Source organism: Microbacterium arabinogalactanolyticum (genome assembly GCF_030268005.1).
Classification (GTDB): Bacteria; Actinomycetota; Actinomycetes; order Actinomycetales; family Microbacteriaceae; genus Microbacterium; species Microbacterium arabinogalactanolyticum.
Map to the genome: position 1 here is coordinate 982,451 of NZ_BRZC01000007.1, position 24,882 is coordinate 1,007,332.

The 24,882-nt window shown below is 70.6% G+C and carries 21 protein-coding genes; 6 read left to right on the forward strand and 15 right to left on the reverse strand.

Annotated elements, in window-relative coordinates:
* Positions 1-28: 28 nt before the first annotated feature.
* Positions 29-1,042: a uroporphyrinogen decarboxylase gene (gene hemE / locus MIAR_RS16175; RefSeq protein WP_285638026.1), complete on the reverse strand. Its 1,014-nt coding sequence runs from the start codon at positions 1,040-1,042 to the stop codon at positions 29-31.
* Between the two features lie 89 nt (positions 1,043-1,131).
* On the opposite strand from hemE, the gene MIAR_RS16180 reads away from it, so the two are divergent.
* From MIAR_RS16180 to MIAR_RS16195, 4 genes are all read left to right on the forward strand, one after another.
* The gene (locus MIAR_RS16180; RefSeq protein WP_285638028.1) at positions 1,132-2,433 is read left to right on the forward strand and encodes a glutamyl-tRNA reductase; all 1,302 of its coding nucleotides are present in this window, start codon (positions 1,132-1,134) and stop codon (positions 2,431-2,433) included.
* Between the two features lie 46 nt (positions 2,434-2,479).
* Positions 2,480-2,887 carry an NAD(+)--rifampin ADP-ribosyltransferase gene (gene arr / locus MIAR_RS16185; RefSeq protein WP_285638030.1) on the forward strand — a complete coding sequence of 136 codons (408 nt, stop codon included), beginning with the start codon at positions 2,480-2,482 and terminating at the stop codon, positions 2,885-2,887.
* Between the two features lie 113 nt (positions 2,888-3,000).
* Complete coding sequence (locus tag MIAR_RS16190) at positions 3,001-3,588, forward strand: HhH-GPD-type base excision DNA repair protein (protein ID WP_285638032.1); 588 nt, start codon at positions 3,001-3,003, stop codon at positions 3,586-3,588.
* A 64-nt stretch (positions 3,589-3,652) separates the two neighbouring features.
* Positions 3,653-4,075 carry a DUF1801 domain-containing protein gene (locus MIAR_RS16195; protein ID WP_285638034.1) on the forward strand — a complete coding sequence of 141 codons (423 nt, stop codon included), beginning with the start codon at positions 3,653-3,655 and terminating at the stop codon, positions 4,073-4,075.
* Here MIAR_RS16195 and MIAR_RS16200 read toward each other — a convergent pair.
* Genes MIAR_RS16200 through MIAR_RS16220 form a run of 5 tightly spaced genes read right to left on the reverse strand, consistent with a single transcriptional unit; the run spans position 4,065 to position 10,725 of the window.
* A complete protein-coding gene (locus MIAR_RS16200; RefSeq protein ID WP_285638036.1) occupies positions 4,065-5,069 on the reverse strand; it encodes a C-terminal binding protein in 1,005 nt (334 codons plus the stop codon). The two genes, MIAR_RS16195 and MIAR_RS16200, sit on opposite strands and share 11 nt — an antisense overlap.
* 20 nt (positions 5,070-5,089) lie before the next feature.
* Entirely contained in the window at positions 5,090-6,052 is a 963-nt protein-coding gene (gene speB, locus MIAR_RS16205; RefSeq protein ID WP_285638038.1) for an agmatinase, read from the reverse strand.
* Positions 6,053-6,064: 12 nt separating this feature from the next.
* Entirely contained in the window at positions 6,065-7,675 is a 1,611-nt protein-coding gene (locus MIAR_RS16210) for a thiamine pyrophosphate-binding protein (protein ID WP_344289554.1), read from the reverse strand.
* 5 nt (positions 7,676-7,680) lie between these two features.
* Positions 7,681-9,372: an amidohydrolase gene (locus MIAR_RS16215; protein WP_285638042.1), complete on the reverse strand. Its 1,692-nt coding sequence runs from the start codon at positions 9,370-9,372 to the stop codon at positions 7,681-7,683.
* Positions 9,373-9,375: 3 nt separating this feature from the next.
* Positions 9,376-10,725 (reverse strand): MFS transporter, encoded by a 1,350-nt coding sequence (locus MIAR_RS16220; protein WP_285638044.1) that lies wholly within the window; start codon positions 10,723-10,725, stop codon positions 9,376-9,378.
* Between the two features lie 245 nt (positions 10,726-10,970).
* Here MIAR_RS16220 and MIAR_RS16225 point away from each other — a divergent pair, with 245 nt between their 5' ends.
* Positions 10,971-11,927, forward strand: coding sequence for an Lrp/AsnC family transcriptional regulator (locus tag MIAR_RS16225; protein ID WP_285638046.1), 957 nt, complete (start codon positions 10,971-10,973; stop codon positions 11,925-11,927).
* A gap of 34 nt (positions 11,928-11,961) precedes the next feature.
* Here the strand turns inward: MIAR_RS16225 and MIAR_RS16230 are convergent, their stop codons facing one another.
* The 8 genes from MIAR_RS16230 to MIAR_RS16265 are packed head-to-tail and all read right to left on the reverse strand — an operon-like array spanning position 11,962 to position 22,358.
* Positions 11,962-12,630, reverse strand: a complete 669-nt coding sequence (locus MIAR_RS16230; RefSeq protein ID WP_285638048.1) for a hypothetical protein — start codon at positions 12,628-12,630, stop codon at positions 11,962-11,964.
* Between the two features lie 30 nt (positions 12,631-12,660).
* A complete protein-coding gene (locus MIAR_RS16235) occupies positions 12,661-13,146 on the reverse strand; it encodes an adenylyltransferase/cytidyltransferase family protein (RefSeq protein WP_285638050.1) in 486 nt (161 codons plus the stop codon).
* Positions 13,147-13,201: 55 nt separating this feature from the next.
* Entirely contained in the window at positions 13,202-14,713 is a 1,512-nt protein-coding gene (locus tag MIAR_RS16240; protein ID WP_285638052.1) for a family 20 glycosylhydrolase, read from the reverse strand.
* A 16-nt stretch (positions 14,714-14,729) separates the two neighbouring features.
* Positions 14,730-15,932, reverse strand: a complete 1,203-nt coding sequence (locus tag MIAR_RS16245) for an endo-beta-N-acetylglucosaminidase H (protein WP_285638054.1) — start codon at positions 15,930-15,932, stop codon at positions 14,730-14,732.
* A gap of 47 nt (positions 15,933-15,979) precedes the next feature.
* Positions 15,980-19,192 carry a glycoside hydrolase domain-containing protein gene (locus MIAR_RS16250; RefSeq protein WP_285638056.1) on the reverse strand — a complete coding sequence of 1,071 codons (3,213 nt, stop codon included), beginning with the start codon at positions 19,190-19,192 and terminating at the stop codon, positions 15,980-15,982.
* On the reverse strand, positions 19,189-20,118 hold the full coding sequence (locus tag MIAR_RS16255; RefSeq protein ID WP_285638059.1) for a carbohydrate ABC transporter permease: 930 nt from the start codon (positions 20,116-20,118) through the stop codon (positions 19,189-19,191). Before MIAR_RS16255 ends, MIAR_RS16250 begins: the two co-directional genes overlap by 4 nt.
* A complete protein-coding gene (locus tag MIAR_RS16260) occupies positions 20,115-21,002 on the reverse strand; it encodes a carbohydrate ABC transporter permease (RefSeq protein WP_285638061.1) in 888 nt (295 codons plus the stop codon). The genes MIAR_RS16255 and MIAR_RS16260 overlap by 4 nt, the downstream gene beginning before the upstream one ends.
* 54 nt (positions 21,003-21,056) lie before the next feature.
* Positions 21,057-22,358: an ABC transporter substrate-binding protein gene (locus tag MIAR_RS16265; protein WP_285638063.1), complete on the reverse strand. Its 1,302-nt coding sequence runs from the start codon at positions 22,356-22,358 to the stop codon at positions 21,057-21,059.
* A gap of 141 nt (positions 22,359-22,499) precedes the next feature.
* Between MIAR_RS16265 and MIAR_RS16270 the strand changes: the two genes are divergently transcribed.
* Entirely contained in the window at positions 22,500-23,804 is a 1,305-nt protein-coding gene (locus tag MIAR_RS16270) for a glycoside hydrolase 5 family protein (RefSeq protein ID WP_285638064.1), read from the forward strand.
* A gap of 24 nt (positions 23,805-23,828) precedes the next feature.
* Here MIAR_RS16270 and MIAR_RS16275 read toward each other — a convergent pair whose 3' ends face one another.
* Positions 23,829-24,854, reverse strand: a complete 1,026-nt coding sequence (locus tag MIAR_RS16275; protein ID WP_285638066.1) for a LacI family DNA-binding transcriptional regulator — start codon at positions 24,852-24,854, stop codon at positions 23,829-23,831.
* Between the last annotated feature and the right edge of the window lie 28 nt (positions 24,855-24,882).

The window sequence follows — 24,882 nt, forward strand, 5'->3', positions numbered from 1 at the left end:
GACACGTCCGCGAGGGCGGCGCCGCGCGTCAGAGCTCGCCGTGGGCGAGACGGACGATGCGGGTGAGCTGGTCGGGGTCGGTCTCGGGCGGGACACCGTGACCGAGGTTGAGGATGTGGCCCTTCGCGCCGCGCCCGCGGGCGATCACGTCGCGGACGTGCGCCTCGAGCACCGGCCACGGCGCCTGCAGCAGAGCGGGGTCGATGTTGCCCTGCACGGCCACGTCGGGGCCGAGCACGGCGATGGCCTCGTCCAGCGGCATCCGCCAGTCGACGCCCACGGCCGAGGCGCCGCCGTCCAGGCGCATGTCGCCGAGGAAGGGCCCGGTCCCCACGCCGAAGTGGATGCTCGGCAGCCCGATCCCGTCGAGCGCGGCGTGCGAATGCTGTGCGATGTGCGCGCGGTAGTCGGCCGGGCTGAGGGAACCTGCCCAGGAGTCGAACAACTGCACGACGGATGCTCCGGCATCGCGCTGGATCTCGAGGAACCGGCGCGAGATGCGGGAGAGCCAGCCCGCCAGCCGGTCCCAGGACTCCGGGTCGGCATGCATCATGGCGCGGGCGCGCAGGTGCTCCTTGGACGGCCCGCCCTCGATCAGATACGCGGCGAGCGTGAACGGGGCGCCGGCGAAGCCGATCAGCGGGGTCTCCCCCAGCTCCGCGGTGACGATGCGCACGGCCTCCGCGATCGCGGTGCCGTCGAGGTCGGCGGGGTCGATGGCGGTGATGCGCGCTACGTCGTCGGCGGTGCGCACCGGATTCGCGAACACCGGCCCGCGGCCCGGCTCGATCTCCACCTCGACGCCCGCCAGGCGCAGCGGGATCACGATGTCGCTGAAGAACACCGCGGCGTCCACGCCGTGCCGGCGCACCGGCTGAAGAGTGATCTCGGCCGCCAGGTCCGGGGTGAGGCAGGCATCCAGCATCCGCGTGCCGACGCGCAGTTCGCGGTACTCGGGCAGCGAACGGCCCGCCTGACGCATGAACCAGACGGGGGTGCGCTCGACGGATTCACCGGCGAGCGCGCGCAGCAGATCACTCATGCTCCGATCCTTTCACCGTCAACCTATGCGGATCCTCGGTTAGGCACCCCTCAGATGCCGATCACAGATACCAGGCGTACCCTGGACAGGTGCTGCTCTGCGTCACGGCGAGTCACAAGACCGCCTCCTTCGAACTGCTCGAGCGCCTCAGCCGCCATCCCGAGACCGTTGCCCCGACCCTGGTCGAAGCCGGTGCGCAGGGAGCCGTCGTGCTCGCCACCTGCAACCGCTTCGAGGCCTACGTCGAGAGCGACGGGCTCGACACGGATGCCGTGCTGGACGTCGTCGCGCAGGCCACTGGCATCCCCTCCGCCGACCTCGACGGCTCGTACCGCGTGATCGACGACCGCCGCGTGGCCGAGCACCTGTTCGCCGTGGCATCCGGCCTGGAGTCGGTCGTCTCCGGCGAGGGCGAGATCGCCGGCCAGGTGCGCCGAGCACTGACCGGCGCCCGCAAGCAGGGCACCACCTCCCCCGCGCTGGAGCGGCTCTTCCAGCGGGCCAGCCAGGCGCAGCGCAAGGTCAAGAACGTCACGGCTCTGCAGCGCGCCGGCCGGTCGCTCGTGCGGCTCTCGCTGGAGCTCGCCGACAGCCGCATCGCCGACTGGGCCGCCGAGCGCGTGCTGCTGGTCGGCACGGGCGCCTACGCCGCGGTCACTCTCGCGACGCTGCGCGAGCGCGGTGCTGTGGACATCTCGGTCTACTCGCCTTCGGGCCGGGCGGAGCTGTTCGCCAAGAAGCACGGCATCCGGCCGGTGTTCGACGATGACTACGCCGCGATCGCGCAGCGTTCCTCGCTGCTGATCACCTGCACCACCGCCACCGAGCCGGTGCTCGGTCCTGCGCACCTGCAGCGGACCACGGCCGCGCAGGTCGCGGACGCCAAGAACGGATGCCCCGTCGCTTCCCCCGGCTCAGCGCCGCATCTCTCGTCGCAGCTGGTGATCGACCTGGGGATGCCTCGCAACGTCGACCCCGCGGTCGCACAGCTCGAGGGCGTCGCGCTGCTGGACCTCGAGACGATCCGTCTGCACGCACCGCTCGAGGAGCTTCAGGCGACGGATGCCGCACGAGCGATCGTGCACGAGGCGGCCGAGGACTTCCACGCCGTCGGCTCCCGCGCGACCGTCACCCCCGGCGTCGTCGCGCTGCGCACCCACATCTTCGGTCTGCTCGAGGCCGAGATCGAGCGCGCCCGCAACCGCGGCGACGAGGACGGCCTGGTCGAGCAGGCCATGCGGCACCTCGCCGGCGTGCTGCTGCACACCCCGACCACGCGCGCGCACGAGCTCGCGGCCGACGGTCGCGGCGGCGAGTTCCTCAGCGCACTCGAGACGCTGTACGGCCTGGTTCCGGACGCCGGTGAGGCCGCGGAATCCGAGATCGCCTGACGCACGGCATCCGCCCCTCCGACCGCATCTGAGTGACACTGGATGCATGAGCGACGCACTGGATGACGGTCCCTTCTTCCACGGCACCGCGGCGGCCCTGCAGCCCGGCGAACTGCTGACCGCGGGCTTCCCCTCGAACTACCGGCCCGAGATCACGATGAACCACGTGTACTTCACGGCGCTGCGCGACGGAGCGGGTCTCGCCGCCGAGATCGCCGCAGTCGACGGCGACCCGCACGTCTACCTGGTCGAGCCGACGGGCGAGTTCGAGAACGACCCGAACGTCACCGACAAGAAGTTCCCCGGCAATCCGACCCGCTCGTACCGCACGCGCGAGCCGCTGCGCGTGATCGAGGAGGTGCACGACTGGACGCGCCTCACGCCCGAGGCGCTGCAGGAGTGGCGGGACCGGATCGCGGCGATCGTCGAGACCCGCGGCGAGATCATCAACTGACGTGCCCGCTTCTGAAGGACGATCGACGTTCTGAAGGAGATTCCAGGCCACAGCATCCTTCAGAACGTCTGATCTCCTTCAGAGATCAGGGGTCGGCCTGGGAGACTGGTCGCATGGCCCTTCACATCACCGGAGACACCGCCGCCGACGACCTGCTCACGAACAACCCGCTGGCGCTGCTGGTGGGGATGCTGCTCGACCAGCAGGTGCCGATGGAGACCGCGTTCGCGGGTCCGCTCAAGATCCAGCAGCGCACCGGCGCGTCGGATGCCGCCGCCATCGCCGGGATGGATCCGGATGCCTTCCTCGAGGCGTTCAAGCAGACGCCGGCCGTGCATCGCTTCCCGGGTTCCATGGCCACGCGCGTGCAGACGCTCTGTCGGACGCTGGTCGACGACTGGGGCGGGGATGCCGCGGGGCTCTGGACCGCCGGCGACCCCGACGGCGCCGAGGTGCTCAAGCGCCTGAAGAAGCTGCCCGGGTTCGGTGAGCAGAAGGCGAAGATCTTCCTCGCCCTGCTCGGCAAGCAGTACGGCTTCACCGGGGCGGGCTGGCGCGAGGCATCCGCCCCCTACGGTGAGGACGGCTCGTACCGCAGCGTCGCCGACATCGTCTCACCCGAGTCGCTGACCAAGGTGCGCGAGCACAAGAAGGCGATGAAGGTTGCCGCGGCGCGGAGCAATGCGACGAAGGAGCGTTGATGCGTGACGGGGCAAGGTTGAGCGAGCGAAGCGAGTCGAAACCCATCAGGGCGAAGGCCGGCAAGTGAGGCCGACCGGCGGCAGCGTCGCCTCATTCCTGGCGAATGTCACGCCGGCGAAGCGCCGCCGGGATGCCGAGACCCTGACCGCTCTGCTGCAGGAGGTGTCCGGCCGCGAACCCGAGCTGTGGGGCACGATCGTCGGCTTCGGCAGCTGCCACTACCGCTACCCCACCGGCACCGAGGGTGACATGCCGCTGCTGGCGTTCGCACCGCGCAAGGCGGCTTCGACCCTGTACCTCGAATCCACGGCCGCCCACGCCGACGACCTCGCCCGTCTCGGCCCGCACACCACCGGCGTCGGATGCCTGTACCTCAAGGATCTCGAGGACATCGACCTCGACGTGCTGCGCGGCATCCTGACCGCCTCGCTCCGCTGGGCGGAGGGCGGCGGCGACGAGCACGCCGCGCTCACCGTCACCGGCTGACGCGGGCGCCCTCCGGGCGGTTGACCGGGGAATCGGGCGCGCCGCTCTCCTGCAGCGTCACCGCGTTCTGCGCCTGGATCCGCACGTACTCGATCTCGGTGCGCTCCGAGAAGTACGCGATGTGCGGGGTGAGCACCACGTCATCACGGCCGACCAGCGGATGCCCCGGCGACGGGGGCTCGGTGGCAAGCACGTCCAGTGCGGCGCCGCCGAGATGTCCGGCGTCGAGCGACGCGGCGAGCGCGGCGTCGTCGATCAGTGCGCCACGCGAGACGTTGACCAGCAGCGCCCCCTGCGGCATCCCCGCGAGGAACTCAGCGTCGACCATGTGCTCGGTCTCGGGCGTGAGCGGCAGGTGCAGCGACAGCACGTCGGAGGACGCCCGCACGTGCTCCAGGCTCCCGCGCTGAACGCCCAGGGCGTCGAGGTCAGCGCGCACCTCGCCGGTGTCAGGCATGAGAGGGTCGTACCCCAGCACGCGACCGAACAGGGGCCCTGCCTGCCGGGCGAACTCCCTGCCGATCCTGCCCAGCCCGATCACCCCGAGCGTCCTCTCGCTCAGGCGCGGGGGCGCCTTCGGCGCGCGCTCGTTCCAGTCGTCGGGGTTCGCACTGCCCAGGTAGAAGCGCAACTGGCGCAGGCTGTGCAGCATGATCGCCAGTGCGTGGGTCGCGACCTCCTCGGTGGCGGCGCCGGGCACGTTCGTCACCCACACCCCGTTCTCGGTGGCGGCGTCGAGGTCGACGTAGTCGAAGCCCATCGACATCAGCGCGATGATCTCGAGGTTCGGCATCGCCTCGATCATCTCGCGGGTGACGGACGCGTAGCCCGGCAGCAGGGCCACGGCGTCGCGAGCGCCCTCGACGATCAGCTGCGGGTCGCGCGTGCCGAGCACGCGCACCTCGAAGCCGTGCGCCTCCAGCAGGGCGATGCCGGGTGCCGGATCGGTGTCCTCGACGTCGGTGTAGACGGCGAGCGGTCGAACGGTGTCCACGTGCTCTCCTCGTCCGGCGCTCACTCGCCGCGTCCGCGCACGATCGCGCGTGCCATGGCGGTGAGGATCTCGTACGCCACGTGGCTGGCGGCGATGCCCGTGATCTGAGCGTGGTCATAGGCGGGGGCGACCTCGACCACGTCGGCGCCGACGATGTTCAGGTCCGCCAGGCCACGGATGATGCGGAGCAGCTCCCTGCTGGTGAGCCCGCCCGCCTCGGGGGTGCCGGTGCCCGGCGCGTGCGCGGGGTCGAGCACGTCGATGTCCACCGACACGTACAGGGGCCTGTCGCCGATGCGCTGCCGCAGCCGCTCCATGGCGGCAGGAACACCGTGCTCCTCGACGTACTCGCTCGTGATGATCGAGAAGCCGAGGCGCTCGTCGTCCTCGAGGTCGCCCTTGCCGTAGAGCGGCCCGCGCGTGCCGACATGCATCGATGCGGTCCGGTCGATGAAGCCGTCCTCGGAGGCGCGGCGGAACGGGGTGCCGTGCGTGATCGGCTCGTCGAAGTAGGTGTCCCAGGTGTCGAGGTGGGCGTCGAAGTGCACGACGGCGACCGGGCCGTGCTTGGCGCTGATCGCCTTGAGCAGGGGGTACGCGATCGTGTGGTCGCCGCCGATCGTGAGGATCCGGTCGACGCGCTCGCCGAGATCCGTCGCCGCCTCGGCGATCTGCTCGACCGCGGTGTGGATGTTGAACGGATTCGCGGCGATGTCGCCGGCATCCGCCATCTGCACGGCCTCCCAGCCGGAGAAGTCCTGCGCGGGGTTGTACGGGCGCAGCAGCCGGCTGGACGCGCGCACGTGCTCGGGTCCGAACCGCGCGCCCGGGCGGAAGCTCACTCCGCTGTCGAACGGGATGCCGACGACGGCGATGTCTGTCTCGCCGACGTCCTCGATGCGGGGCAGACGGGCGAAGGTGGACAGGCCCGCGTAGCGCGGGGTCTTCGAGGCGTCCGCCGGCCCGATCGGTGTGCTGGTCATGATGCTCCTGTCTCAGAGGGCGAACGTGGACTGGTCGAGGTGGATGACCTGCAGGCCGCCCGCGGTCTGCGCCTGCTGCACGGCCGCGGTGAGCTCGCCGGCGGAGGAGACGTGCCGGCCGGTGCCACCGAACGCCGTCCCGAGCGCGGCCCAGTCGGGCTGCACGAGGTCCACGCCGATCGGCGCGATGCCGGCGTCCGCCTCGTTCTGGCGGATCTCGGCGTAGCCGCCGTTGTCGACCACGATCACGGTGACGTCGAGACGCTGCTCGACGACCGTGATCATCTCCTGCATCGAGAACATCAGGGCGCCGTCGCCGGTCACGGCGAAGACCGGGCGCCCGGGATCTCCGAGGCGCGCGCCGAGAGCCGCAGGCAGGGCGTAGCCGAGGGTGGCGTAGGTCGCCATGTACGGCATCGAGTTCGGCTTCGCCACGCGCAGCACGTTCATCAGACCCCAGTACGCGATCTGCGACGAGTCGGTGGCGACGATCGCGTCGGCCGGGAGGGTCGACGCGATGACCTCGGCGAGAGCCGCGTTCACCGGCGACAGCTCGTGCACCTCGGCGCGCACCGCGTCGAGGGTCTCGGCGACGCGTGCGCCCGTGCGCGCGGGGCCATCGCCCAGTGCGGTCAGGAGCGCGGAGAGGGATGCCGCGGAGTCGCCGACGATGCCCACATCGGCCTTCTGGTTCTTGTCGATCTGGGAGGGGAGCAGGTCGATGCGGATCACGGTGCCGCGGGCGTCGAGCCGGTCGACCCATAGCTCAGCCTCGCCGAGCTTCGAGCCGACCACGAGCAGCACGTCCGCGTCACGGGCGCGGTCGCGCGCGGCGGCCAGGCGCAGGTTCGCCCCGAGCGAGAGCGGGTGGTTCTCGTCGAGCACGCCCTTCGCGTTCGCCGTGGTGACCACCGGCGCGCCGAGGCGCTCGGCCACGGCCCTCAGGGCGGCACCCGCGCGGCGCGATCCGCCGCCCGCGAGGATGACGGGGTCGGATGCGGCGTTCAGCAGCCGAGCCGCCTCGGTGACGGCGTCGTCCGACGGCGCGGCCGCGGGCGGGAACGCCCGCGCGGCGAGATCGTCGGGAGTGATTCCTTCGGCCTCCTGCTCGAGCAGGTCGAGGGGCACCTCGATGTACACCGGGCGGGGGCGGCCGGTCGCGAACAGCGCGAAGGCGTCGTGCACGGCGGTCACGGCCTCGGCGGCGCTCATCACCCGGCGGCCCCACTCCACGACGGCGGATGCCGCGGCCAGCTGGTCCTTGGTCTCGTGCAGCGTGCCGACGTCGGCGAACTCGCTGCCGCGGGCGGGCCCGGGTGACAGGATGATCATCGGACGCGACTCGCAGTAGGCGGTGCCGGCCGCGGACAGCGCGTTCAGCAGGCCCGGGCCGCTCGTGGTCACGACGACGCCGGGCATCCCGGTCTGCAGGGACCAGCCGTCGGCACCGTAGCCTGCGCCCTGCTCGTGACGGGTGGTGACGGGACGGATGCCGAGCGCCGGCAGCGGCCGGTAGAACTCCAGGTTGTGCGTGCCGGGGATGCCGAACACGGTGTCGACGCCATAGCCCCGGAGAGCCTCCATGACCACCCAGCCCGTGGTCCGCTTCGTGACGGTCTCCATGCCGCTCATCCTTCCCCGTCGTTCCGCTCGACCGCGGCCGAGTGCTTGAGGACGCCGTCCACCCAGGTCTCCAGCACCGGGATGGCGGCGATCTCGTCGCCGGCCACCGACAGCGGGTCGGCGCCGAGCACGACGAAGTCGGCCCGCTTGCCGGGGGTCAGGGATCCGAGCTCGTCGTCGCGGCCCAGCGAGGCCGCGCCCTCGAGGGTGTGCCCGCGCAGGGCGTCCTCGGCGCTGATCCGCAGGGAGTCGGGCCCGAGCTTGTGGCCGCGGCGGGTCACGCGCGTCACGGCCGCCTGGATGGCCTCCAGCGGACGGGGCTCGGCGACCGGGGCATCCGACGAGATCGTGACGGGGACGCCCGCCTCGAGGAACTCGCCCAGCGGATTGAACCGCTCACCGGGGGTGCCGATGGCCTGCTCCACGCCCTCGCCCCAGTTGTAGTAGTGCTGGGTCTGGTTCACCGGGCGGATGCCGAGCGCCGCCATGCGCGGGATCTCCGCCTGGTCGGGCAGGCCGCAGTGCTCGATGCGGTGCCGCGCATCGGCGTCGGGGCGGGCGGTGAGCGCCTCCTCCAGCGCGTCGACGACCATCCTGATCGCGGTGGGCGACTGCGCGTGCGTGGCGGTCTGCAGCCCGGCGAGGTGCGCCTTCTTCACGAGCCCGGCGTACTCCTCGGGCTGGTGGTAGAGCTGGCCGGTGCGGCACGGATCGCCGACGTAGCCCTCCGGGAAGTACGCGGTCCATCCCCCCAGGGTGCCGTCGGCGTAGAGCTTGATGCCGGCCGCGGAGAGGAACGCGTTCCCGAACGGACCGGTCAGGCCCAGGTCGATCACCTGGTCGAGCAGGTGCGAGAGGAAGTACATCGACACCCGCAGATCGAGGGCGCCCCGGTCGGCGAGGGCCAGGTAGGCGGCGAACTCGCGCTGCGACACCTGCGCGTCGCCGATGGCGGTCACGCCGCCGGCGAGGAACTCCCGCTGCACGGCGTCGAGCTGCCGCTGGTGCTCGGCGGGCTCGTCCCCGAGGTGGAAGTTCGGGCCGTGGTGCCCGACCTTCACGCCGTGCAGGCCCGTGAGCACGTTGCACGCGGCATCCGAGAGCTCACCGGTGAGCTCGCCGTCCGCGTCGCGGAAGAACTCGCCGCCCTCCGGGTTCGGGGTGTCGCGGGTGATGCCGTACTTCTGCAGCGTGAAGCTGTTCACCACGCCGCCGTGGCCGGAGGCGTTCATGATGTACACCTCACGGTCGGTGGCGATCTCGTCGAGCTCATGACGGGTGGGATGCCGGCGCTCGGCGAGGTTGCGCTGCTCGTAGCCGTAGCCGCGCAGGGGCGCTCCCTCCGGCAGCGTCTGCGCGCGCTCGGTCATGAGCCGTACGATCTCGGGGATGGACCCCGCGCGGTCGGGACCGATGTCGACCCAGGTCAGCATCTGGCCGTACATCAGCGGGTGCGCGTGCGCGTCGATGAAGCCGGGGACGATCGTCGCCCCGGGGTGATCGACGCGCTCGGGCTGCAGACCGGCCGCCTCGGCTGCGGCGTCGACCTCGGCGATCGACCCCACGGCGAGGATCCGGCCGCCGACGGTGAGCATGGCCTCGGCCTGCGGGCGCTGCTCGTCGACGGTGCGGATGGTCTGAGCGGTGATGATCGTCGCGGCGGAGTCGCGGAAGTCGTACGTGGCCAGTCTGCGCATCTCTCAGCCTTCGACGGTGCGGATCGCGGTGGTGCCGCGGGCGATCAGGGACTCGGTGACCGGTGCGTTGTCGGAGTGCTGCGGGGCGAAGTACGCGCCGAACACGGCGAGGATGCACAGCACCCCGAAGAACACGACCGCCGCCCAGAAGCTGCCCGTACCGGCGATCAGCGCGGTCGCGATGGCCGGAGACAGCCCGCCCCACACCGCAGCGCCGACGCCGTACGACAGCGACATGGAGGTGTACCGCGCCTGCGGCCGGAACATCTGCGCCATCAGGGTGGACAGCGGGGCCCAGGCGCCGCTGAGCGTGATGCGCAGCGCGGAGGCCAGCACGAAGATCCAGGCGATCTGGTGCCCCTGGATCACCAGCACGAGCGGTACGAACACGGCGATCGACCCCACCGCGCCGATGTAGATCAGGGTCTTGCTGCCCCACTTGTCGCCGAGCCAGGCCAGCGGCAGGGTGATCAGCAGCTCGACGAACGACGCGATGGTCATGGCCGCGAGGATGGTCTGGCTGTTCAATCCCACCTCGGGCGAGGTCGAGTAGTTCTCCACGAACGTGGTGGCGATGACGTAGCCGCCCGACGACATGGCGATGATGCAGAAGCCGAGCAGCATCGGCCACCAGTTGTTCCGCACCGCGAACAGCACCGGCGTCGACTGCTTGTGCCCCTCGATCTTCGCCTCGAACACGGGGGTCTCCTCGACGCGGTAGCGCACCCAGAAGCCGACGCCGATCAGCACGATGCTGAACAGGAACGGGACGCGCCAGCCCCAGGTCGTGAGAGCCTCGTCGCCGAGCGTGGAGAGCCACCAGAACGCGCCGGTGGCGAGCATCGCGCCGAACGGGTTGCCGACCTGGGTGAACCCGCCGTAGAAGACCTTGAACCGCGGCGGCGCGCTCTCCACCGCCATCAGGCTGGCGCCACCCCACTCGCCGCCGACGGCGAGCCCCTGCACCATGCGCAGCAGCACGAGCAGGATCGGCGCGGCGATGCCCAGCGTGGCGTAGCCGGGAAGGCAGCCCACCAGCACGGTCGCGATGCCCATCATCAGCAGGGTGACGGTCAGCGCCGGCTTGCGGCCGAGCTTGTCGCCGATATGTCCGAAGATGATCCCGCCGAGGGGCCGCATGAAGAACGCGACCGCGTAGGTGCCGAACGACGCCAGTGTTCCGGTGACCCTGTCGACGTCGGGGAAGAACACCTGCGGGAAGACGAGGGCGGCGGCGGTCGCGTAGACGTAGAAGTCGTACCACTCGATCGAGGTGCCGACCATGGCGGCGAAGCCGGCGCGGAGCGCGCGGCGGTGCGAATGCCCCGCCGGCTGGACTGCGGAGGTGGACATACAGGGCTCCTTTGCTCTGTCGAAGGGTAAGCGGCAGTGAGGGGCTGCAGCATCGGGATGAGCCGACTATAGGCCCCTCATCACCGCAGATCCACGTGGCCGGAGGGTCGTTGACCACCGATCTGCGGTATCATCACCGCTGAACGTGTTCACTCGCGGGCCGCCGGCACCTTCTCGCCGACGATCTACTGCTCCGGATCCGCAGATCCGGGGACTTCGCGGATGTTCGGAATCAGGAGGGCGACGTGGTCTCCGATGATGCTCGCGGACGGGCCGACCGGGATGTGGCGGACCTGGACAGCAGGCTGATCCACGCGCTGCAGGCCAACGGCCGGTCCAGCATCCAGGATCTCGCCCGTCTGCTGGACGCACCCCGCGACTACGTGTCCCAGCGTCTTCGCACCCTGACCGACCGCGGCGGGCTGCGGGTGGTCGCGGCGCTCGACCCCGGCTTCGCCGGTCACCACGTGCTCACGCACGCGATGGTGAGCCTCAGCGGCGCCGCTCGACCCGTCGCCGAGCAGATCGCCGAGATCGACGACGCGGTGTTCGTGTCGCTCGTGAGCGGTGCACGTCCGCTCGTCTTCGAATCCCGGCACGGCGATGAGAGCCGGCTGCACGAGATGCTCGACCTGGTGCGCCGCATCCCCACGGTTCAGCAGATCCAGGTCACCACGTACGCCGAGGTGCTCAAGGGCTTCTTCGTCGCCGAGTCGCGCACCGAGATCACGCTCGACAGCCTGGACGAGCGGCTCATCCAGGCGCTGCAGTCCGACGGCCGCGCCAGCTATCAGGTGCTCGCCGACACCGTGCACCTCTCCCCTTCGTCGGCACGGTCGCGCGTGCGCCGGCTCATCGACGCCGGCGTCATCCGCATCTCGGCCATCCCCGCGGGCGGCCTCTCCCGAAGCCGCCTCGCGGTCGGCGTCGGAGTCACGCTGCGCGATGACGCCGAGCCGGTGCGCCGGTACATCGCGGAGCAGCGATCGATCGAGTTCGCGGCCCGGACGCACGGGCTCTACGACTTCATCCTGACCATCGCCGGGTCGTCGTCGGCCGGGGTGCTCTCCGTGCTCGAGGAGCTGCGCTCCCTCCCCCAGGTCGGGGCTCTGGAGAACTGGGCGCACCTCGACATCGTCAAGGAGGACTACGCCCGCTCGCTCGGGCTGGTGGTGCGCTCCGGCTCCGTCGGCACGCCCTGAATCACGCCGCGCCGCACGACGGCCCGCTGAGCGCTCACTCCCCCGAGCTGTACACGCTCGTCGATCCGGCCACCGGCCGGGCGGCCAGCACCATGGCGAGCACGCCCAGAGCACCGACCGCGCAGATGCCGATGAAAGCGGCCAGGCTGATCACGGCGTTCAGCACGTCGGGGCTGTCGGTCAGGACGGGGACGGCGAGCAGGCCCATCGCCAGCAGCCGGGTGGCCACCACGACGGCCAGCGCCCACAGCGGTGCCCAGTTCCACGGCGCGGGCACGACGCCGCTGCGGCCGATCTGCACCACGGCGAGGATCGCCAGCACCAGCGAGACGACCTCCAGCGTCACGACCACCATGCCCGCCAGTCGGACCCGCGCTTCCCAGTCGACCATGTCGGCCATCGGATCCGGCGGCATGAGCAGCCCGTGGATCATCTGCTGGACGAGCAGCCACACCCCGAGCCCCACGAGCACGCCCGTGCCGAGCGGACGGCGCGCCGTGACGCTGCCCGACGGCCCCAGCCCGATCGCGAAGACGATCGCGCCGGCGGCGAAGAACAGGTCGGGGACGATGCCGACCGGCGCGCCGGGAGCCGAGGCGACCCAGAGGTTCAGCAGGGCGGATGCCGCCAGCAGACCGCCACCGAGCATCCAGGTGCGTCGACGCGCACGGGCATCCGTCCCGCCGGCGTCCACGTCGATCATGCCGCCAGGCTACAGCCAGCCATCCACGATTCAGCCGCGCGCGACGCGCTCCGCTTCCTTGGCGGCGACGATCTTGCGCAGCCCGGAGCTGGAGAAGCGGTGGTTCCGGCTGTTGAAGTACAGCTCGATGCCGGCCTCCTCGCAGTACGAACGGCCGGTGAAGTCGCGGTTCTCGTACTCGTCGCCGACGATGCGCACGTCGAGCTTGAAGGAGCGCAGGATGTCCTCGAGGTCCTGCTCGGTGGAGTACGGCACGATCTCGTCGACGTACTCGCAGCCGCGCAGCTGGATGTAGCGCTCCACGACGGTCTGCGTCGGGGCGTTCTTCTCGGGGCGGTCGAGGGTCGGGTCCATCTGCAGGCCGCAGATCAGGTAGTCGCACTGGCGCTTGGCCTCGGCGAGCATCATGATGTGGCCCGCGTGCAGCAGGTCGAAGGTCGAGAAGGTGATGCCCACCCGAGGACCCGGGTTGTAGTCCTGGTGCTTCTTCGTCGTCTCGCCCATGGTCTCCGTCATCGCTTCGCTCCGGTACGCCGATTCACCGAGTCCCCACAACACGGCCACAGGGATTCTACCCGGGTGGGCTGGCACCCTCGGGCAGGCCGATCGCGGCATCCGCCCGCTCGAACTCCGCCAGGGTCAGCGCGGAGCCGCCGTTCCACGTCCGCTCCGCCATGGCCCGCAGCGGTGCGCGAATGCCGTCGGCGACCTCCGCGACGGTCTGCGCACCCGGCTCATCGGACCAGACGGCGAAGCAGCTCCCGCGCAGCGAGTCCAGGTAGGGGTGCAGGATCTCCTGCCTGCCGCCGCCCGGCAGCGCCGGGAACAGTCCGGGATGCCAGTCCGCCGCCCAGATCCGCTCCGCGGTCGGGTACCGGTAGCCGGCGTGCTCGCCGAGGACGTAGTAGAACAGCCCGTCGTTGACATTGACCAGCGGATGCCCCGCGGCGACGGCATCCGCCAGGGGACGCATCTGCCGATGCCAGTTCGTCCACCAGGTCAGCTCGATGCCGGCGTCCAGGCGCACGACGGAGCCGCGCAGCATGCCGTCGTTCCATGCCCGTGCCCGGAAACCGTGTCCGCGCAGGTGCGCGGCGATACGGTTCACGAAGGCGGTGAGCAGGTCGAATCCGTTCGCGTCGGCGCCGTAGCGCGCATGCGCGGCATCGCGCAGTGCCGGATAGTCGTCGATGCGGGCGAAGTCGACGAACTCGTCGCCGCCGAGATGCCAGCGACCGCAGCCCTCGAACACGGGCGCCACGTCGTCGATCAGCCTCTCGGCGAAGGCCACGGCCTGCTCCCGAGTGATGTCCAGCGCATGGTCCGTGCCGGTGATCGCGGCATCCGCCCGTTCCCGGCCCGGCGGCAACCGCAGGTGCGGATGCTGCGCCAGCACCTGCCGCAGATGGCCGGGCATGTCCAGCGAGGGGATCACCTCGACGTGCAGGTCGCGGGCGACGTCGAGGATGCGGGCGGCATCGGCGCGGGTGATGTGCGCGGCCGACACGACCTCGGGGAACGCGGCGGATTCCAGCCGGAACCCCTCGTTCTCGGAGAAGTGCCACTGGAGGGTGTTGATGCCCACGTCGGCCGCTGCGCGCAGCAGGGCGACGATCCACTCGGCCGGGTAGTGCTTGCGGGCGGCGTCGAGATGGACACCGCGTTCGCGGACGGCAGGCGCTCCGGCGACGGAGCCCCGCGGCACGCACCCCTGCGCGCGCAGGTTGTGCAGCAGCTGACGGGTGGCGCGGAAGCCACCCGTCGCCGAGGGGACGCGGATGTCGATGTCGTCTCCGACATCGATCGCGTAGGCCTCGTCGGATGCGACGGCTCCCCCCGGAGTCGAAGCCGCATCCGACGAGGTGATCGGGGCCTCCGCCGACCGCAGGAGGATGCGCGATCCCGTGCCGGGAGGAATGCCCAGTGCGGCGAGCTCGCGCTGCAGGCGGGCCGCCTCAGCGGCCAGGCACTCATCCGCGGCGACCACCTGCGCAGTGCCCGGCCGCCAGGCTCCGCCGCCGAGCCGGACGGTCGACGGATGCGGCAGCGCGTACCAGCGGCGTGCCGCATCCGTCGATGTCATCAGAGCGCCCTGCGGGTCAGCCGCACGCCGGCACGGCGTAGGAGCGGTCGACGGTCATGGCGCCGTCGGGGCCGTCCACGCGCACGGTCACCGAGCCGTCGGCGACCGCGCCGCCCTTGGCCCGCTGCACCGCCACGCGCGTCTCGCCGTCGAAGATGCCGCTGAAGGACCGGCTGCCGATCGAGGAGGTCACGGTCGCGCCCAGTGCGGCCGCGTCGGCGCTGTCGATGCGGACCTTGAGCTTGACGTCGCCGCCCGTGCAGGTCGCGTCCGCGGCGACATCGACGTCGTACCACGGCGCCTTGTACACGGTCGCGTGACCGGTCAGCGGGGTGGTGAACGAAGAGATGTAGCCGGAGTGGTCTCCCGCGGTCAGGTTGTAGGTGACGTATGCACCGAAGCCCTCATCGACGGTGCGCTGCGCGTAGCGCGCGGCGGTGGTGGAAGACGTCGCGGTGAGGTCGATGGCCGCGGCGCCGAACTGCTGCTTCGTCATACCGGGAATCTGCGGCGGGATCCAGCTGCCGTAGTACGGGTTCCACGAGTAGTCGAGGTCGGCGCTCGCGCCGGTGCCCTGCCAGTCGGTGAGTGTGTACGACGGACCGATGTTGTAGAGCGTGATCAGCTTGTCCGGCCCGAGGCGGTCGCGCAGGGCGTCGAGCAGGTAGGCGAACGAGGTGCTGTTCGGCTGCGCGGTGCCGTTCTTGCCGTACTCCGACCATTCGTCGTCGAAGTCGATGCCGTCCAGCCCGTACGTGTCGACGGCGTCGGCGAGCTGGTCGGCGAACGCCGCGGCGCTCTCGCGCGAGGTGAAGTTCGCGAAGCCCGCGCCCTCGTGGTTGCCGAGCACCGAGAGCAGCACCCGGGTGCCGCGCTGCTGCAGCGGACGGATCTGCGTGTCGGCGTTCTGCAGCGTCTCGGTGACGCGGTCGTTCAGGTGCAGGTAGGCCTGCTGCTTCGCGGTGTCGTAGTTGATGTTGGCGGCGAAGATCATCGCCAGGTCGAACGCCGGCCGGCCCGTGCCCTCGAGCGTGTAGTCGGCCACGTTCGCCATGTCGTTGCTGTTGACCTCGACGTAGACGACCCGCTTGGGGTCGGTCTGCCCGGGCTGTTCCCGCGCGCCGGCCGCCGCGGGGACGGCGAGCCCGACCGCGGCGAGGCTGAGCGCGGCGAGCGCCGCGATCCGCGCGGTCCGCCGCGGGGTGGAGTGATCAGTCATGTTCTGTTCTTCCTTTCGTGCGTCTTCGCAGTTCCGGGGGGAGGGACTCAGAGGGTCGGGATGTCGAGCGCGAACAGCTCGAGCTGTCGCAGCGTGACGGGCTCGGATGCCAGGGCGCGCAGCATCCGTGCGGTGACGGGTGCCGTGAGCACGAACGGCGTCGTGCGGTCGGCGGGCAGCGGCTCGCTGTGGGTGGTCTCCAGGTCGTGCCAGAGGATGCCGTCGTCGCTCGCCTGCCAGCGCAGGACACCGGCGGGGGCGTCGCCCGCCCCGGTCACGGTGACGTCGCTGACCGTGACGGGCTCGTCGAACACCCAGCCTGCGGCCTCGCCCGCGGCGAGCGCGACCGCGGTGAGCGGGGCGGCCCCGTCGTCGAAGAGTGCGCCGTGGGTGCGGTCCAGCGCGTGTCCGCCGGCGCCGGTCAGATCCGGATACCAGGGCTCCACCGGCACGGCGGGGCCGTCCCAGAGCGCGCTCGCGGCGGCCTGTGCGGCATCGGCGGTGAACTCCAGCTCGAGCACGGCGTCCGCGCTCCCGCCGAGTGCGTCGACCGAGAGCACGGCACGGTCCAGCGGCGCGCCGTCGAGGGTCGCCGCGACCAGCCACCTGGCATCCGGCCCGGGCCGCCGCGACAGGATCCGCAGCGAGCCGCCGTCGGCACGTCGCGCGGTGATGTCGTCGAACAGCGGGCTGCCGATGCGCAGCTCACCCGAGGCGAGTTCGAGCGGGTAGAGCCCGAGTGCGGCCCACAGCCACCACATGCTCATCTCGCCGTTGTCCTCGTCGCCGGGGAAGCCCTGGCCGATCATCGCCCCGGTGAAGAGCCGCCCGGCGAGGGAGTGGACCAGAGCGCCGGCGCGCCAGGGCTGGTCGCCGTGCACATGCATCCACGGGATGTGGTGCGCCGGCTGGTTCGAGAGCGCGCACATCCCGCTGCGCTGCGCACGGGCCTCGCGCTGCTCGTGGATCACGGTGCCGTAGCTTCCGCCGAAGGCGGGATCGGCCGTCTCGGGCTCCGCGAACAGCCGGTCGAGGTGGGCGCGAAGACCGGCGGGGCCGCCGTGCAGCGCCGCGAGTCCAGGGCCGTCGTGCACGGCCGTGACCGACATCCCCCAGGCGTTGGTCTCGACGTTGTCCCCGCCCCAGACGCGGGGATCGAACGCCGCCGGCGCGAAGCGCCCTTCAGCATCCTTCCCGCGGAAGAACCCGGACGCATCATCGAACAGCTGCCGGTACGAGCGGGCGCGGTTGGCGAAGTAGCGGGCGTGCGCGCGATGCCTCGGGCTGTCGTCGCGGGCGGCCAGCCTCTCGGCGAACCGTGCGATGCCGGCATCCGACATCGCGTTCTCCAGGCTCCAGCTCATCCCCTCCGGGACGCCGTTCGAGACGTACCCGGTGAAGCGCGCCCGGCCGATGCCCTTGCGCCCCTTGCGGGGATCGTCGCTGGGCTCGCAGGCGTCGCGCCAGGCGGTCTCGAACGCGGCGTGCTCGTCGAACGGGACGCTCCACCGCTCGGCATCCGCGAAGATCTGGTCGCTGGAGGTGCCGACCATCGAGTCGACGTAACCCGGAGCGCTCCACCGCGCCATCCAGCCGCCGCGATCCGCCTGCTGCCGCAGACCGTCGAGCATCCGTCCGGCGAGCGGGGCGTCGAAGAGGACCAGCGCGGGCCACGCGGTGCGGTAGGTGTCCCAATAGCCGTTGTTCACGAACAGCTCGCCGTCCGCGACGGGCGCGCCCGTGGCCTCTTCCCCGTGCGGGTCGGCGGGCGTCGTCGGGTCGGCGAAGCGCAGGCGCGGCTCTTCGGCGGTGCCGGTGTTCTCGGCGGTCGTGCTCGGGTACAGGTGCAGGCGGTACAGGGCCGAGGCCAGCTGCGCCCGCGACTCGTCGTCGGCGAGGCCGCGATGCGCGCGCTCGGCCGCATCGAGCGGCGGGATCTCCACCGCGCCGAGCAGCACGTTCCACTCGTCCCGCAGCGCGTCGCGCAGCTGCGCGAACGAGCGCGTCGCGGGCAGCTCCTCCGCGAGCGACCTGCGGGCCTGCTCCACCGAGAGGAACGACTGCGCGATGCGCACCTCGAACCCGCCCCGTGCCTGCAGGAGTCCGTCGGTCGCGGTCACGTCGTCACCGCGCACGATGCCCGCGAAGTAGGCGCGCGGGGCGTTGCCCCAGTCCTCGGATCCCTCCGGAGTCCAGCCGTCGAAGGTCCCGCCGTCGTGCATGCTCACCCGCCCGGCGCCGTCGGGCGACCCGATCTCGAAGCCGACGAGCCCGCCGGCCTCCTCAGCGGTGATCCGGAAAGCGCCGCCGTGCGAGGTCGCCGTCATCTCGACGACGGCGACCTCGCCGTGCGCGGCGCGCACCCGCGCACGGTAATGGTGCGGACGCGCGTGCTCGCCCTCGGGTGCGATGCGCAGCGGCTCGCCGTCGCGGATGCCGAGGAACGGTCGCAGCTGCAGCACGCCGCGGTCTCCGATCCACGGGCTCGGCTGGTGCGAGAACTGCAGCGCGGCGAGCGGCCGGCCGCGCCGGTCGTCGTGGACGGACCAGCGATACGGCCAGCGCGTGTCCGCCGTCCTGGTCGCCGGCGTCAGGAAGCAGAAGCCGTGCGGAGCGGCTGTGATGGGGATCGTGTTCCCGCGGGAGAACCGGTCGCCGGAGTGACTGCCCCGTCGCGTGTCGACCCGATCCGCCGGCGTGAGTGCCGGCCCGCCGTCCGTGGTCGGCGGAGCCAGGGCATCCGTCCTGCTGCCGAGCACCACCTCGACGAAGCCCTCCACGGCGCCGCCGGCGGCCGCGCCCGCGACCAGGTCCGGTGCGCCCAGCACGACCTCGACCCGTGCCGCACAGCCGACCCATGCCTCGAGCGACACCGAGTCGGCGTTCCACTGCTCCGGCATCGACCAGGCCGCATCGAACTGCGCCGCCGCTGTCAGCGGCACGCCGTATCGATCGCGGGCATCCGGGTGCTGACTCAGCCGCTCCTCCGCGCTGCCCGGCCCACGCTCGAACACCACGTCGATCGTGACGGCGAGCGCCGCGTGCGGGGCGTGCGTCGCGTCAGGACCGTCGGCGTAGAACGCCCAGTGCAGCACGGCATCCGGCGCCACCTCGAATCCGCCGGGCAGAGGCATCCGCTGCACCCCGGCGGCGGGATCGAACCGGAACGCGTGCACGCGCCCGCCCAGCACGCCGGCCAGGGACCGGGACGAGGGCGGATCCGCGGGGCCTTCGGCGGGGCTCAGCGTCGCGGACGTCATCCCTTGACGGCTCCCTCTTGCACGCCCTGGAAGAAGAAGCGCTGCATCACCGAGAAGAGCAGGATGATCGGGATCAGCGCCACCATGGTGCCCGCCGCGATCAGGCGCGGGTCGGGCGAGAAGTTGCCGTTCAGGTACGCCATGCCGACCGTGAGCGTGTAGTTGTTCGGGTCGGTGAGCACCATCAGCGGCCACAGGTAGTCGTCCCACTGGCCGATGAAGGTGAAGATCGCCACGACGCTCGCCATGCCGCGCACGTTCGGCCACACGATGTGACGGATCCGCTGCCAGGTGGTGGCGCCGTCGACGGTCGCGGCGTCGAGCACGTCCTGCGGGATCATGCGGCACGCGGTGGCGATCAGCAGCACGTTCATCGCCCCGATCGCGCCGGGCAGGAACACGCCCCACAGCGAGTTCGCCAGACCCAGCGAGTTGATCGTGAGCAGGTTCGCGGTGACCGTCACCTCGCCCGGCAGCAGCATGGTGGAGACCAGGATGCCGAGGGCGATGAACTTGCCGCGGAACTTCATGCACGCCAGCGCGTAGCCGCCGAACACCGAGAGCACGACGTTGGTGATGACCGCGCCGGTGGCGACCAGCAGGGAGTGCCAGGCGTAGGTGTAGACCGGGATCAGGTCGGTGACCTTGATGTAGTTCTCGACCGTGGGGTCGGTGGGGATGAGGTTCGGCGGGAACGTGTAGAGGTCGTCGGCGGGACCCTTGAACGAGGTCGCGAGCTGCCACACGAACGGGCCGATGAACAGGATCAGCACCAGCGTCAGCAGCGCGTAACGGCCGATCAGGCCGCCGACGGTCGGCTTGGTGAAGTCGCCTGAGCCCTTGCGGCGGAACCGGCGGTCGGGGCGGATCCGCTGCTCAGCCGGCTGCGGAGCGGATGCCGCGGGGCGGTCTTCGATGACGCTCATGCCGGCACCTTCGCCTTCTTCTCACGGTTCATCAGGGCGATGGCGACCAGCGGGATGAGCGTCAGCAGGAACAGCGCGACGCTGATCGCGGCGGCGTAGCCGAGGTTGCCGCTCAGGCCCGATCCGACCTGCCGGATCAGCATGACGATCGACATGTTGTAACCACCGGGCCCGCCGGTGCCGTTGGAGAGCACATCCAGCTCGGTGAAGACGCGCATGGCCGACACGGCGACGAGCACCGAGATCAGCAGCATCGCCCCGCGGACACTGGGGATGGTGACGCTGACGAAGCGTCGGAAGCTGCCTGCGCCGTCGAGCATGGCGGCCTCGTGCAGGTCCTTGCCGACGTTGCCGAGGGCCGCGAGGTACACGACCATGTAGTAGCCGAGACCCTTCCACACGGTCAGCAGGATGCTGACGGCCAGCATCCACCAGCGGTCCACCAGGAACGCGACCGGCTGATCCGTGAGGCCCATCCACTGCAGCCCCTCGTTGATGATGCCGCGACTGTCGAACAGCCATCCCCAGATCAGCGCGACCACCACGACCGACGCGATCACCGGGAAGTAGTAGGTGGTGCGGAAGAGGGCGATGCCGGGGATGTTCTTCTCCACGAGAAGAGCCAGCAGCAGGGGCAGCACGGTGAGCAGCGGCACGCAGACGATGACGTAGATCAGGCAGGTGATCAGCGCATACCGGAACTGCTCATCGGTCAGCAGCCGCTCGTACTGCGCGAAGCCGACCCCCTTGACCGGCTGCAGGGGTCGCGCGTCGGTGAAGCTCAGCACGACCGTGTTCAGGAACGGCCAGAGCGAGAACACCAGCACCCAGATGACGGCGGGCGCCAGGAGCAGCCAGGGGGTGAACCATCTGTGCGATCTCATGGCGCGTACCTCTTCGGTGTGCTGGTGTTCTCGGTCATCGGACTCGGGGTCCGGTCACTTGTCGATGCGGTTGTCGTTGGCGTACTTCACGATCTTGTCGAGCGTGTCCTTCGCCGTCGCATCGCCGCGGATGGCGAGCGCCATCTGCTGGTTGAGGTAGTCGGTCATCGCACCGGTCCACTGGAACGGGGTCGACTTGGCCTTCGGCAGTGCGTCGAACATGACCTTCATGGCCTTCGCCTGCGCCGGGTCGACACTGCTCTCGACGGCCTTGACGACGTCCTCCGCACCCGCGGCGGTTCCGGGGGCGAAGCCGACGGCGATCTTGGCGAAGTCGACCTGGTTCTTCTCGTTGGTGACGAACTCCGCGAACGCGAGTGCGGCGGCCTTGTTCTTCGAGTCGGCGGAGACGTTCACGCCCTGGACGAACAGCGGCGGGGTGCCGGGGCGCTGAGTGGCGACGGTGTGCTCGAGCAGGGTGGGCGCCTTGGTGCGCAGGTCGCCGGCGAAGCCGGAACCACCGGTCGAGTAGGCGACCTTGCCCTGCAGGTACATCTCGGCATTGCCGCCGTAGCTGCCCGTCAGCGACTCCGGCGGCATGGCGCCGGCCTTGTAGGCGTCCGCGTACTTCTGCACGATGTCGACGGCCTCGGGAGTGTTGAAGACGAACGTTCCGTCGTCCTTCATGATCGGGATGTCGGCGGCGACGAACGTGTCGAGACCGGGCATGGACGAGACCAGCTGCACCTTTCCGTTCGACTCCTGGGCGACCTTCTTGGCGAGGTCGAGCCAGCCGTCGGTGGTGGTGGGCAGGTCGGCCTCGGTCACGCCGTAGGGCTGCAGCTGCTCCAGGTTCCACCACGACTCGTCGCTGCCGAGGTACCAGGGCAGACCGTAGGTGCCCTCCACGCCGCTGAACTTGCTGTAGGCCTCCCAGCCGCCGGCGTTGTAGACGCTCTTCAGCTTGGGGGCGGCCTTGTCGAGGTCGAGGAGCTTGTTGGCCTTGACCAGCGGGAACGCGATGTCCGGCGGCAGGTTGAGCACGTCGGGCAGGGTGTTCGAGTTGGCCTGGCTGAGGATCTTGTCCTGGTAGCCGTCGCCGGGCTGGTCGATCCAGTCCACCTTGACCTTGGGGTGCTCCTTCTCGAACGCCTTGATGAGCGAGGTGAAGTAGGGCGTGAACTTCTCGTTCTTGAGGGACCAGGTCTGGAACTGAATGGTGCCGCTGAGCTCTCCCGACGTGTCGATGGGGCCGGAACCGCCGGCATCCGGTGTGCCGCCGCCTCCGGTGCAGGCCGTCAGCGCGAGCACCGTCGCCGCGGTGAGGCCGACGGCGAGAGTCGATCGGATCTTCATGGACGTTCTCCTTCGAAGGGGTCCGGCTGCGCACCCGCTGGGGTTCGCATCCATTACTAAACCGCTATAGTGACCATAGCATTGCACAGGAGAGCGACGACGTCCACCTCGAGGGGTGACGCGCTCAGGAAGGCGTCCCCCATGCCAGCACCCACGTCCGCCGACGCACCGCTGCGTTTCGGCGCCAACTACACCCCGTCGAAGGACTGGATGCACTCGTGGCTGTCCCTGGACCTCGACGACGTGCGCCGCGACTTCGAGGGGCTGGCATCGCTCGGGCTCGACCACGTGCGGGTCTTCCCGCTCTGGACCGTGCTGCAGCCGAATCGGACGCTGATCCGCGAGAAGGCGGTCGCGGATGTGCGCGCCGTGGTCGACGTCGCGGCGGAGTTCGGACTGGACGCCGGAGTCGACGTGATCCAGGGGCACCTGTCGAGCTTCGACTTCGTCCCCTCGTGGCTGTTCACCTGGCACGACAAGAATATGTTCACGCATCCGGACGCGCTCAGCGGCCAGGTCGCCCTGGTGGAGACGCTCGGCGCGGCATTGAACGACGCCGGCAACTTCCTCGGGTTCACGCTCGGCAACGAGACCAACCAGTTCTCGGCCGAGACGCACCCGCATCAGTGGCCGGTCACCGAGGCCGAGGCGGCGAACTGGATCACCTCGCTGCTGGATGCCGCCGAGCGCGCGGCCCCCGGCCGCGATCACCTGCACAGCGAGTACGACGCCGCCTGGTACATGGACGGGCACGGCTTCACCCCCGCGCTCGCCTCGCGCCTGGGCGCCATGACCACCGTGCACTCCTGGATCTTCAACGGCACCGCGCAGCGCTACGGCGGCCGCTCGGCGGCATCCGACCGTCATGCCGAGTACATGATCGAGCTCTCCCGCGCCTTCGCGACCGACCCCGCCAGGCCGATCTGGCTGCAGGAGGTCGGCGCCCCGTCGAACTGCCTCACCCCGGAGGAGACGCCGGGCTTCCTGGAGGCGACCGTGCGCTCCGCCGCCCGCACCGAGAACCTGTGGGGCGTCACCTGGTGGTGCTCGCACGACGTGAGCCGAGAGCTCGCGGACTACCCTGAGCTGGAGTACTCGCTGGGCCTGCTGGAGAACGGCGGGGCCGTGAAGCCGATCGGCCGGCGGTTCGCCGAGATCATCCCCGAGCTGCGTGCACGCGGGGTCGCACCGGCGCGCACGACCGGCATCGTGGTCGACGTCGACGACGCCGACGTGCCGGTGAGCCGCGCCGCGCTCAGCCCGGGCGGCGCGGTCTTCCAGGCCTGGGTCGACGCGTGCGAGGCGGGCGTGGACGCGGCGTTCGTCACGTCGAAGGATGCCGCGGATGCCGCGGCGCTGGCGTCCCGCGGCATCACCGAGCTGGTCCGCCCCGACCTGTCGACCGGGGTGGGCGTCTACTCGTCCAACAACACCGTCGTCTCCTGAGTGCGGAGCTCAGCCGCGCGGCGCTCAGGAGTGCGGCGGCGCCGTGCTCTCGCGCACCGTCAGCCTCGGCTGCGGCCCGGTGCGGTCCGGCAGCACCTCGGCGGAATCCAGCTGCTCGATCAGGAAGTCGGCCGCGGTCTCCCCGAGCGTGAACGTGTCGCGGGTGAGGCAGGTGATCGACGGACGGACGAGGCCGGTCACGATCGAATCGTCGAAGGATGCCAGCGAGAGCCCGGCAGGCACGGCGACGCCCATCTCCTGGGTGATGCGGAGCCCCGCGATCGCCATCATGTCGTTGTCGAAGACGACCGCCGTCGGCCGTTCGGCTCGGCTGAGCAGCGTGCGCATGACCGCGGACACCTGCGCCGGCGAGTAGTCGGTCTGGATGACCTCGCCGACGATGTCCCGCTCGGCCATGGTGGCCAGGACGCTGCTGCGCAGCCGGACGTGCTCGTGCTCGGCGGGGCCGGAGATGTAGACGATGCTGCGATGGCCGAGGCCCGCCAGATAGCCGAAGACCGTGCGAGCGGCATCCGCGTCGTCCAGCCACAGCGTGGCGTGCATGTCGTCCGGGGACGGCTGGCCGCCGATCGTGATCGAGGGCAGCCCGAGCGAGCGCAGCAGCCCGGGGCGCGGGTCGTCGACGCGCGGGTCGAGCACGAGGACGCCGTCGACCTGGTTGGACCGGCGCCACCGCCGATACGTGTCCATCTCCTCGGCCATGCTGGGCACGACGACCAGCTGCATGCCGATGCGACGGGCTGCGAGCGCCGACTGCACACCGGCGATCAGGTCGGTGAAGAACGCCTCGGTGCCGAGGGTGCGGGCCGGGCGGTTGACCGCGAAGCCGACGACTCCCGCCCTCGCACCGACCAGCGCACGGGCGGTGGAGCTGGGCCGCCACTGGTGCTCGTCTGCGATCGCCAGGATGCGCTGCCGCGTCTCCTCGCTCACCCCAGGGCGCCCGTTCAGGGCGAAGGACACCGCACCGGGCGAGACTCCCGCCTGTCGCGCGATATCCGCGATGGTGACACGCTTGGACCGTGACATAGACTCACCGTACTAGATCGTTTTAGTA